Origin of the sequence: uncultured Campylobacter sp., from assembly GCF_938045775.1 — a bacterium.
Taxonomy (GTDB): domain Bacteria; phylum Campylobacterota; class Campylobacteria; order Campylobacterales; family Campylobacteraceae; genus Campylobacter_B.
Map to the genome: position 1 here is coordinate 1 of NZ_CALIBH010000059.1, position 10,988 is coordinate 10,988.

General features: G+C 48.1%; 8 protein-coding genes and 1 pseudogene. All 9 read right to left on the reverse strand.

All coding sequences use genetic code 11. The annotated features are described in order from the left end of the window. A partial coding sequence (locus Q0238_RS01875) for a Sua5/YciO/YrdC/YwlC family protein (RefSeq protein ID WP_297942347.1) occupies window positions 1-3,359 on the reverse strand: 3,359 nt, incomplete at its 3' end. A 285-nt stretch (window positions 3,360-3,644) separates the two neighbouring features. Further along, window positions 3,645-5,282 (reverse strand): hypothetical protein, encoded by a 1,638-nt coding sequence (locus tag Q0238_RS01880; protein ID WP_297942349.1) that lies wholly within the window; start codon window positions 5,280-5,282, stop codon window positions 3,645-3,647. After that, a complete protein-coding gene (locus Q0238_RS01885) occupies window positions 5,266-5,946 on the reverse strand; it encodes a hydrogenase maturation protease (protein ID WP_363317115.1) in 681 nt (226 codons plus the stop codon). Before Q0238_RS01885 ends, Q0238_RS01880 begins: the two co-directional genes overlap by 17 nt. Before the next feature lie 27 nt (window positions 5,947-5,973). Continuing rightward, window positions 5,974-6,069, reverse strand: a pseudogene (locus Q0238_RS01890) (hydrogenase expression/formation protein); the annotation flags it as partial. After that, on the reverse strand, window positions 6,066-6,740 hold the full coding sequence (gene cybH / locus Q0238_RS01895) for a Ni/Fe-hydrogenase, b-type cytochrome subunit (RefSeq protein WP_005870440.1): 675 nt from the start codon (window positions 6,738-6,740) through the stop codon (window positions 6,066-6,068). The pseudogene Q0238_RS01890 and the gene cybH, both read right to left, overlap by 4 nt. Window positions 6,741-6,743: 3 nt before the next feature. Further along, on the reverse strand, window positions 6,744-8,465 hold the full coding sequence (locus Q0238_RS01900) for a nickel-dependent hydrogenase large subunit (RefSeq protein WP_297942353.1): 1,722 nt from the start codon (window positions 8,463-8,465) through the stop codon (window positions 6,744-6,746). A 2-nt stretch (window positions 8,466-8,467) separates the two neighbouring features. Further along, complete coding sequence (locus tag Q0238_RS01905; protein ID WP_297942356.1) at window positions 8,468-9,613, reverse strand: hydrogenase small subunit; 1,146 nt, start codon at window positions 9,611-9,613, stop codon at window positions 8,468-8,470. 520 nt (window positions 9,614-10,133) lie between these two features. Next, a complete protein-coding gene (locus Q0238_RS12235; protein ID WP_363317114.1) occupies window positions 10,134-10,502 on the reverse strand; it encodes a LemA family protein in 369 nt (122 codons plus the stop codon). Further along, window positions 10,405-10,731: a hypothetical protein gene (locus tag Q0238_RS01915; RefSeq protein WP_297942361.1), complete on the reverse strand. Its 327-nt coding sequence runs from the start codon at window positions 10,729-10,731 to the stop codon at window positions 10,405-10,407. The genes Q0238_RS12235 and Q0238_RS01915 overlap by 98 nt, the downstream gene beginning before the upstream one ends. Window positions 10,732-10,988 lie beyond the last annotated feature (257 nt).

Here is a 10,988-nt window from a genome sequence, read left to right on the forward strand (position 1 = left end):
AGATCGCCGATGTAGGGCGAGATGAAAATTTGCCCGTCTTTGTAGATCGCAAACTCATTTTTAAGCTCCGCTCCGAGCGCTAGAAAAGTGCCTTTGGCGCGGAATTTGCTAGGGAAAATTTTTGGGTTCATTCCGCGAGATGTTCGCAAAAACAGCGCGCGATCTAAAATTCCGCTCGCTTGATCGTTCGCGCTTTTGAAATTTAACGCTGCGACGCCGTTTTTAAAATTTAATGTTGTGTCCTGGCTGCCTGGGATCGCGCCTCGCTTACTATTTGAAGTCGCAAAGCGCTCGCTATCCGGGACTGCGATATTATGCATGACTTCGCTTGACGCCGCTACGTCGCTTTTTAAATTTGAAGGTGCGGCGCCAAATTTATCGCTCAATGTTGCCGCGCCCTGCTCGCCTTTTGCTTTTTTAAAATTTTTCGCGTTCTCGGGGCTGCGGCGCTTCATATCAATCAATGCCACGCCGTTTTTAAAATTTAAAGATGCACCGTCGCGTTCATCGTTTGATGCCACGACGTTGTGCCCGTCATCCGAGAGCGCGTCACAACTATCTATCGCCGCAGCGGCGCTTTTATTGGCTGCCGCCGCATCGCAGATGCTACCTAGCGCGGCACTTTCTTGCTCGTTTTTTGCTTTTTTGGATAAATTCTGCGAATTTTTTAGCTCGCAAACGGCTACTTGCGAGCTTTGCAGACCTTCACTCGGATCACGCTTCGAGCCTTGCTTGGAATTTGCCCGTTTCAGATCATCGCTTTTCGAGTTTGACGTATTTTCATTCGCCTGCCGCTTTATAATCACGTTCAAATCGGACTTCGTATCGATCGAGGGAAGCGACATAGCATGTGGTGCTTCAAAATTTCGCGCCATATTCTCGCTGTGAGTCTGGGTCTCAAGCGTGTATATATCGTGCGTGCGATCGTTTGCCTTCGCGCTTGCAGCTTCTTTTTTAAATTCCTGCAAAAAGGCGATGCTATCGTCGCTCGGCGTTAAAATTTCGCGGTCATTGTCCAGGTAAAACGAGATGACGCCGCCCAGCTTCGCGCGCAACTCCTCGCTACTAAAAATAATGGGCTCGCCGCTGATATTGGCGCTAGTAGCGACGATCGGGCGATCAAAGTATTCAAAAAGCAGCAGATGCACGCCGGTATTTGCGAGAAAAATGCCGATTTTATTAAGGTTCGGCGCCACGCTTGGAGCGATAAAAATCGCGCCTGTTCTAAAAATCGCCGAAAAGCTTGCGGGCAAACGCACGAAATCGCCCTCGCTATCGGAATGGGCGCCGCACGCGTCCGCCGTGCACGCCTGTGCAGAGCACGAACCTTGCAAATTTATCGTCTGTTGCGGACTCGGCTCGCTCACCGAGCGCTGCAAGTCCACCCCATCCTCAGCATGTCGCAAGCCCTGCATATTCGCCGAATTTTGCGAAATATACTCGTCCGTTGCAAGCCAAGAATCAGGCTTCTTCGCCGCGCATTGCAAGTCTTGGCTATCCGCTGCGGACTGTAAATTTAACTCATTAGCTGTATGTCGCAGCTTTAGCTCGCCTTCTGCTTGCGGTAGGCTTAAATTTTTAGCCGCATACTGTGAACCAGACCTGTCCGATGCGTACTTTAGCTTGTTTGCCGCACACTGCGAGTCGTCTGCTGCTAGCGTATCGCAGGCGAAATTACGGTGCGTCGTCTTGCTAAGAATTTGCGCACTCTGCAACCTGCCCTGCTCCGCGCAAACTCCAATATTTTGCGTGCTAAAATTTTGTGCCGCAAAATTGCGTAAATTTTGTAGCTCAGAGTCCTGCTCTTGCGCCGATTCTTCTTGCTCGCCTGCAAATCTCGGCGATATAGAATTTTCGCCTCGCGTCTTTAAATTTTGCGTGCCGAAATTCGCCGCAAAGCTCGCCAGCGTGCGCCAAACAAACTCGCGCTTTTTTAAAATTACGATCGGCTTGACATTGCAATCTATCAGCGCCTCTTCCTCCGCGCTTAGGCTCGCTGAGCGGTATGCCTGCGCTGCGTCGCGACACATGATCGCAAAAGGCTTGCTCGGGCGTTTTTTTAGCGTTCGTAGCATGTGTACCGCGCGCTCGTTCGTCGCATCGCAGACGATGTGAAAGCCGCCCATCCCCTTGATCGCGCCGATCTGTCCACGCCGCAAAAGCTCCGCCGTGCGCGCTATCGCCTCCTCGCCGCTTGATAAAATTTCACCGCCCGCGCCGCATAAAAACAGCTGCGGACCGCAGTGCGGGCAGGAGATCGGCTCGGCGTGATAACGGCGTGTGAGCGGATCCGTGTATTCGCCGCGGCAGAACTCGCACATCTCAAACGCCCTCATCGTGGTGTTTGCGCGGTCGTACGGCAGCGCGGCGATGATGCTAAGGCGCGGACCGCAATCCGTACAGTTGATAAAAGGATAGTGGAAGCGTGGATTTTGCGGGTCGTAAAACTCTTTTTTGCACTGATCGCAGATCGCAAAATCGGGCAAAATCGGATTAAATTTACGCCCATCCTTGGATTGCGTGATCTTAAAATCAGTAAAATTCTGCATAAAATCTTGTGTATTTAGATCGGTGCGGATAATTTTATCGATACGACAAAGCGGCGGCGCTTCGCCGCGAAGGCGCTCTTCGAAAATTTTTAAAATTTCCTCTTCGCGCAGATCTTGCTCGGTGCTTTGCGGATCGTGTTTAAAGTCCTGTAAATCCCGCTTCGCGCCTTGCAAGTCGCGCTTAATATTTTGCAAGCCTTGCGACGATTCATTCTGCGACATACCGCGCTGCTGCGACGAATTTTGCACGATGAAATTTTGATCCGACGAAGCGGGCAAAATGGAGCCCTGTTCGTTTAGATCGGTCTTGAATAGGTTTGGTAAAAATTTCTCGCTCGCTGCGGCTTGTAAATCATCCGTCAAATCATGCGGCAAACTCGTCAAATCGGGCAGGTTTGCTAAATCGTTTGCTAGATCACGTAGCGAGCCGACCGAATTATTCGGCGAGCTCGGTGCGCTTTGCGGCGAAATGGAGTCCTGGCTTAAATTTGAGCCCGTAAAATTTAGTGACGAGCTCGCGGTCTCGCTAGAATCCGCCTCGGCAGAATTTAAAGACCGAGCAGCCGATGACGATACTTTCTGCGCTTGATTTTCATTAAAATTGAGTTGATCGAAATTTAAAGGGGCGAAATTTTTATCAATCGAGCCTTTTTGCGGCTCGGAAAGGTCCGCGCAAACGATGATTTTAACGCCCTCGCCGTCGTTATAAACCTCGCCTTTTAGCCCCAAATCCACGGCGAGTTTATAGACGAACGGGCGAAACCCGACCCCCTGCACTGCTCCGAAAACCTCAAATTTAGCCGCTTTCATGTATGTGCTTTCATAAATTGCGCGGTGCAGGAGCTGTTTTGCAAGCAAGTTGCGCTCGCAGCGGGCGGGTAAAACGTACCGGGCGCCTCAAAATATGCTCTAAATTTAATAAAATTTGATCCTTCACGCCCGCGCCCTTTGCCGCTTTTTTGAAATTTCGCGTGGTCTCGTTTGCACTAAGCTTAGCCCGTATGGCGCGGCTATCGGCGCCGCAATGTCCGCGCAACTCGCTATTTTGCGGATAAGGTTTTGAAGCTTTGCCGAAAATTCGCATATACACCCAATCTAGCGAGCTTGAAGTGCGAAGCTGTCGCTAAAGCTCGCGTCAAAATTTTTGCAAAGCTTAAGCATCAAATCCGCAAATTTGCGCCCACTAAACATCGCGCCGCCGAAGATCAAAACGTCAAAGTCCTCTTTGCGCTCATACGCCAGATCGCTTAAAAAATAGCCCAAACTATCGAAAAATCCGAACGCAAACAGCTTTTCATTGGCGCCTGCGAGCGCATAGCTCATCGCCGAACGCAAAATTTTATCCGCTTGCACGCAGCCGCGCTCGTCCGTGCAAAAATCGAGTCGCACCCCTTTGCCGCCCGCAAAATCCTCCGCGCTCGCAGTCAAAAACGCCGCATCGCGCCCCCAGATAAGCTGCGCGGCGACGCTAAAGATACCGTAAAATCCCGCATTTGTGCTTTTTAAAATTTCATCGATTTTCGCGGCGTTTACGTTAAATTTGGCGCTGAAATTTTCAAGCAGCTTCGCGCCCGTTTCGTCCGCGCAAATTTGAGCCTTAAGCTCGTCAAAACTGCGCGGCAGATTAAATTTAAGCAGAATTTTCTTAGAGCTTTCGCCGTAAATTGCGATCTCATCGTCCGCACCTACGCCCAAAAAGTAGCGCAAAACGCGTTTTTTGGAGTCGTTCAAAACCCCCTTCTCGCGGCACGTAAGCGCAAAAAGAACGGAGTTTTTGTCGTTTGAGTTTTTCAGATAAGAGCTTGCGCTGCCACTTAAAAAATCCTCGTTTTGCACGATCAAAAAGCCGTTTTGAAGCGGCGCGACCTTAAAAATTTTATCTTTCTGCGCCGCGCTTTCGCATTTTGCGCTTAAAAAATAGATCTCGTCGCTTGCCAAAGCGCGCCCCAGCGCAAAAACGAATATGTCGCCCGCAAGCTTTACGTCAAAAAACCTAGGCGCGTCCTCGTGATTTTTTCTAAAGATCGCATTGGTTTTTAGGCTTATGAGCGGCTTTTCGAAGGCTGCGAGCGCGATTTTACTCTTTTCGTCGCTCACAAAAATCCCATCCAGCGCCCCCACCCCTGCGGCTATCAGAAAATCGGCGCTAAAATCCACGTCCGCTTTGAGCGTGAAAGTTGCGCCGCCGCGCTTAATCTGCACCTGCTGAGCATGAAATAAGTTTATGCGGCAAAGCTCCAACAAGCGGGCAAAATTCTCCCTGTTTACCGCTTCAAATTTTCCCTCATGAAGCACGCTAGCGCCGCTTATTATTTCGAATTCGTTTTGAGAGGGCTCGGAGTGAGCGAGGTATTCCTTCATCACTCGCGGGGTAAAGTTATTAAATTTAGCCTGGTCGGCTGCATTTGAAATTTCATCCTCTAAAAATTTGCTTATATCGCCCGAGGAGGTATCTTTAAACGTGCCGTTAAATTTCAGCGCTTTTGCTTCGGCGCTGCTCTCGTCCACTACGCGCACGGAGGATTTTGCCAAAAATATGGAGTTTGGAATCAGCGGCATCGCCTCGTCGCTAAATTTTAAAATTTCATCCTCGCCGCCGCGCACGAAAAGGCTTATTAAGCTCGCCTCTTTTTTTAGGCAAAACTCAAGTGCGCTTTTGCGAGCATAAAACAGCAAGAAGTGCGCTATCATCGCGTTTTCATTAAGGTAGTTAAACTCATATGCTACTATCATCTCGCCCCCTTTTTGCAAATCGATCCGCGATATCTTGGGCGCTAAGATCGGCGATTTTTTCATGCGCGAAACCAAGATCCGATAGGTACTTAAGCGCCGTTTTTTCCATAGTTTTTGAGGACTCTAAAATTGCGGAGCTTAGCTTAAAGCTCGCCTCCTCGATGCGCCGCGGCACGACAGCTAGAATTTTAACGTGAGGCAGATCGCCGCAAAGATCCATCATCTGCAGGGTTTGAAGCATTTCGACCTCGTGTGCCGAACCGCTCCAGCTGATATGCTTAGGCATCGCGTCGTAGTCGAAAAAATACACCTCGCCGCCCTTTGCGCCGTCCGCGTCTATACAATCTACGAGCAAAATTTCATCAAATTCCGCTATCGTAGGCATCAAAAAGCTAGCCAGCGTCCCGCCGTCGATAAAGCAAATCTGATCCGCGCTACTGCTCGGCGTGGCTGAATTTACGGCGATGAAGTCCGTATTGATAGAGCTTTGCGCTGCGGAATTTATTGCGGAATTTTGTGAAGTAGAATTTGAAGCGGAATTATGCTTTGCGGAATGTTCTAAGGAGTCTCGCTCTATGGAATTTTGCGAGGTAGAATTTTGTATCGCAGATACTTGGACAGAATCTTGCATAAAATTCTGCGCCGCGATATCCTCGCCCGCCATAGAATTTCGTGTGGCGGCTTTAGGATAAAATTTATAGTTCTGCGCGAGCGCGCGGACGAAGTGCACGCCTATGCCCTCGTCCGCGTAGATGACGTTGCCGATACCCAGTACCAGCACTCTCAAGCGTGCTCTTCCTTTTTAAATTTATAGCCGCTTACGATCGCATCCATCGCGCCGTCCCTGCCCTTGACGGCGTTAAAGACCGCCATATAGACGTGGATAGGCACGAAGATTATGATGATATTCATACAAAGATGATGTATCATTCGCACTTCACTTAGACCGCCCATCGCAGCTTCCAGCGGGCGCAAGAGACCGTATAGCGCGCCGCCGAGCCCCTCATGATAGACGTGCACGTATAATATCATACCTGTTAGGCAGATTACGAATAGCACTAGATAAAAGCCTAGATAGGAGATGAACTGTAGCGGGTTATAAACGCCGCGAAGATGCGGGTGCTCGCCCAAAAAGATATAGTATTTGATCTGAGCGATCCAGACGCGCGGGCTAAAAAAATCCTTGATACTCAAAAGCTCTTTTCTGCTCTTTTTATCGAAGAAGAAAAGGTAGGTTTTAAAGATCGCCGCGCCAATCATCGCAAAGCCGAAGATCAGATGCACGAATCTAAATTTAGCCTGCATGAAAAGCACCGGCTCGGGACTCACCTCGGGCGCGGTGAAAACAAAGGCGATGTAATATCCGGTGATCACCAAAATCGTAATGCAAAGCGCACGCAGCCAGTGCGTGAGCCTAAGACCGATTGAGAACTCGTATTCCGCAAATCTTTTTTTCATCGTTTATCCTTTGCTGGGATCTACCCTATAGCAGCCGAGCTCCGCTCCTTTAGCGTCCATTACGTGCACGGCGCAAGCGATGCAAGGATCGTAAGAGTGGATGCGGCGGATAATCTCTAGCGGTTTGGAAAGATCGGCAAGTTTAAGCCCGATCAAGCAGGATTCGTAAGCGCCCATAGCGCCGTCTTTGTCCTTTGGCGTGGCGTTCCAAGTAGACGGCACGACCGCCTGCCAGTTTTTGATGACGCCCTTTTCGATCCTGCACCAGTGGCTAAGTGCGCCGCGCGGTACGTGACCGATATAGCGACCTTTGTACTCTTTGGAGTTATCGATTACATATTTTGCGCAGGTTTCAGTATCGCCGCTTTTGATATTTGCGATCAAATTTTCTAGCGCAATCAGTCCGTTGTCGGCTACGACTTTAGCCTCGATCATACGGCATGCCGTTCGTCCAAGCGTCGAAAATACCGCTTCAAGCGGCAAGCCGGCGTCTTTTAGGAATTGATCCACGACCTTTACTACGCGCTCGTTTTTCTTGGCGTAATTTACCACGATATTTGCAAGCGGTCCCACCTGAAGCGGCTTGCCGTCGTAGCGCGGAGCCTTGATCCAGGTGTATTTGCCCTGGGTATCGAGCACCTTCGTATGCGCTTCTTTGCCGTGCGCGTCGATGCTCTGTCCGTCCTTAAGGCCCGTATAATTCGGCTCTTGCTCGCCGTCGTAAGGATGAAGCGCCGCATCGTTTTTATACCACGCATGCGTTGCCTCCTCGGTAATCTTGTTCTCATCAAGCTCCAAAACCTTGCTAATATCGCCGTTCATAATCATGCCGCTTTGAAATAGCCATTCGTTCTTTGAAAGCTGAAATTCTTGATGAGTCCATAAATTTGCCACGCCGATATCATTTAGCACGCTAGGTTCATTACTGTAAGCTTTGGCAGCCATTACTAGATCAGGATAGTAGGCACGATTTACGAAGTCTGCGACCTCTTTAAATTTAGACATATATTCGCCAAGTCTCGCAGGACTTAGGATATCCATCACGCAGGTGACGCCGCCTACGGTGAGGCTTTGCGGATGAGGCTGCTTCGCACCAAATATCGCCATCATCTGAGCCGCCGTGCGCTGAATGCGCAAACACTCAAGATAATGTGAAAGAGCGATCAAATTTTGCTCCGGGCTAAGCTTATATGTAGGATGGCCGAAGTAGGCATTGGCAAAAGGCCCCAAAGCGCCTTTTTTAACGAAAGCGCCTACGCGATCTTGCACCTCTTTTAGTTTATCCGCACCGCACGCATAAGGGGTGTCGCAGTATTTAAACGCCTCCTCGCTCGCCTTTTTAGGATCGGCGCTAAGAGCGCTTACTACATCTACGAAATCAAGTCCGTGAAGTTGATAAAAATGCACCGGATGATCGTGCAAAAATAGCGCGTTAGCCATCAGCGTGCGCGTCAGCAAGGCATTTAACGGCGGAGTTATGCCGAGGGCGTTTTCTACCGCGACGATGCCCGCTTTGTAGTGCGAGAAGGTGCAGACGCCGCAAATTCTTTGCATAAAAAATCCTGCATCGCGCGGATCTCTGTTTTTTACTATGGTCTCAAGCCCGCGCCATAGCGTCGAGCTGCTATAAGCCTCGCGGACGACGTTTTCATCATCCACTACGACCTCTATTCTTAAATGTCCCTCTATTCTGGTTATCGGATCTATTACGATTCTTTGCGACATGATTATTCCCCTTTATCTTTCTTAAATGACGCAATCGCCGCGTGTGCCGCTACCGCAACACCCGTGATCGCTAAAATTCCGACACCTATCTTATCTGCGGTAGCATCAGCGCCGAGCCCGCCGAAAACGCTTTCGTAAAGACGATCCGCCAAAGGCTCCTCAAAAGGTCCCATATGATCCCAAAAATCAGGCTCCGAGCAGCCTATGCAGCCGTGACCGGCCTGTACCGGCCAGCTAGTGTGGGAGTTGAAGCGCTCGCGCGAGCAGTTATTAAATGTATAAGGGCCCTTGCAGCCTACTTTATAAAGGCAATATCCGTCTTTTGCGCCCGCATCGCCGAAGCTTTCTACAAATTCGCCCGCGTCGAAATGTCCGCGACGCTCGCACAGATCGTGGATGCGCAGCCCGTAAGCCCATTTCGGTCGGTTGTAAACGTCAAGGCTTGGAAGCGTGCCGAAAAGGATGAAATTTAGCACGTTGCCGACGATATTTTTTTCGCTAGGCGGACAGCCCGGGACGTTGATGACGGGTTTGTTTATGATTTTGTCCAAACCTACGGCGCCGGTCGGATTCGGAGCCGCGGCTTGGATACCGCCGAAGCTCGAACAGGTGCCGATCGCAAATATCGCCGCAGCGCCTTTGGCAGCATCTTTGCAGTGCTGAGCTCCGCTCTTGCCCTCAGGTCCGACGGTTAGGAAAAATTCATTTTTCCCGCTTGGAATTCCACCCTCTACCATCAAGATATAGCGCCCCTTGTATTTTTCGATCGCGCCCTCTAAATTTTCCTCGGCTTGCCAGCCTGCGGCAGCCATTATCGTCTCGTGGTATTCTAGGCTGATGTAATCAAATATAAGGCTGTCGATGCTAGGCGTGTCGGTGCGCAGCAAGCTCTCGCTACAGCCCGTGCACTCCGCCACATGAAGCCAGATCACAGGCAAGCGATCCGCAAGCTCCGCAGCTCGCGCCACGCTAGGCGCAAATGCGGCCGGAAGACCGAGCATCGCGGTCATCGCTCCGCTCCATTTCATAAAATCGCGGCGCGAAAAACCCTTGCTTTTAAGCCTTTCTTGTATGCTTTCCTCCGCTTTTATTCGCGGCAAACGCTCAACGGCATCAAGTCTAGCCGAAATTTGAGCTAAATCAACCATAATGTCCTCCTGAAATTTAGGATATTTTTAAATGGCATTCTATCAAAATTTAGAATTCGTGCACCTTAAATTTCGTTAGATTTAATTAAAATTTTATATTTATTCGCCGCTTAAAGTTAAAAATTTACTTAATAAATTCTTGCTTAAATTGGGCTTTTTAGACAGGCCCAGTACGGCTTGGTGCAATTAAATTTAAGTGCGTTTAAATTTATAAAATTTAAGGGGCAGATTGAAATTTAACGCTGCAAGCGAAGCATTAAATTTTATGAAGTGAGCATTAAATTTAATAAAGCGCCGAATTTTAAAGACACTCAAATTTTAATTAAAAGCGTCTTTATAATTCAGTAGGCGGTGTGTTTGATTTTATATCATTTATTGCTTAATTGTCCCGCGTTAAATTCCATCTCACGGAATTTATAGGCCGCTAGCCCGAGCTTGTTAAGACTTACCGGCTTTTTCATCTTCGGTTGAAGTAGCGGAAGTATCACTATTTGTATCATATTTAGATTTTATGACACCATCAGCCATATCTGCGATATTCTTTTTGACGCTTGAAGCGGTATCTACGATTTTTTTTGCTCGATGCATTGATAGCGTCTTTTAGCTTCAAACTATCATCTTTCTCAAAAAATTTATTATTTTCGCTAAAATTGTCGTCGCTAATATTAAAATACGGAACTATATCAAACGATAATTTTGATGCCACGAATATCTGTGGCACGGCGTTTCTATATGAATTATAGGCATTGACGGTGGAGTTATAACTTTCGCGTTTTTCTAGAATATCTTGTTCAATAGTTTCTAATTTGATGCATAAGGGTTTGATAGGTCTGATTGGCTTTAAGCTCAGGGTAGGCTTGCGATAGCGCGCCGACGCTTTGGGCGGCATTTAATGAATTGGATAAATTTATATGCGTAAAACGCTCGCTTTCATCGTATTGAGCGGCAATATCGATGACCTGCCTGGCTAGATCATTGCGTTTTTTGAGCCTGGCTTGGATATTTGAAAACTGCTCTCTAATATCTTGCATTTTGGCTTGCAAATTATTATAGATACGGACTACGAAAAATGCGATTAATCCTACGATTAAAAGCAAGAAAAATATGAAAGAACTCATCGTTTATCCTTTGAAATAAAATTTTGTAATTTTAGTAAAATTAATCTTAAATCAGCTTTTAAATTTAACGGAATTCCATTAGATGCGGCATTAAATTCTAAAATTTAATTTAGCATGCGCTTGCAATGCGAAATTTCTTAAAATTTTAACGCAAGGCCAATTTAAATCCGCGCCGTTATTTTTCATTTTTCGCTTCGCTTAGAATATCCAAATCCTTGTTATACACCTTGGTATCTACTTCAAAAATTCCAAGCAGC

What these genes read in the sequence shown, in the direction of transcription:
- Q0238_RS01880 (WP_297942349.1), bottom strand. Translation starts at nt 5,282, where the DNA reads ATGATAGTAGCATATGAGTTTAACTACCTTAATGAAAACGCGATGATA.
- Q0238_RS01885 (WP_363317115.1), bottom strand. Translation starts at nt 5,946, where the DNA reads ATGGCGGGCGAGGATATCGCGGCGCAGAATTTTATGCAAGATTCTGTC.
- cybH (WP_005870440.1), bottom strand. Translation starts at nt 6,740, where the DNA reads ATGAAAAAAAGATTTGCGGAATACGAGTTCTCAATCGGTCTTAGGCTC.
- Q0238_RS01900 (WP_297942353.1), bottom strand. Translation starts at nt 8,465, where the DNA reads ATGTCGCAAAGAATCGTAATAGATCCGATAACCAGAATAGAGGGACAT.
- Q0238_RS01905 (WP_297942356.1), bottom strand. Translation starts at nt 9,613, where the DNA reads ATGGTTGATTTAGCTCAAATTTCGGCTAGACTTGATGCCGTTGAGCGT.
- Q0238_RS12235 (WP_363317114.1), bottom strand. Translation starts at nt 10,502, where the DNA reads ATGCCGCCCAAAGCGTCGGCGCGCTATCGCAAGCCTACCCTGAGCTTA.
- Q0238_RS01915 (WP_297942361.1), bottom strand. Translation starts at nt 10,731, where the DNA reads ATGAGTTCTTTCATATTTTTCTTGCTTTTAATCGTAGGATTAATCGCA.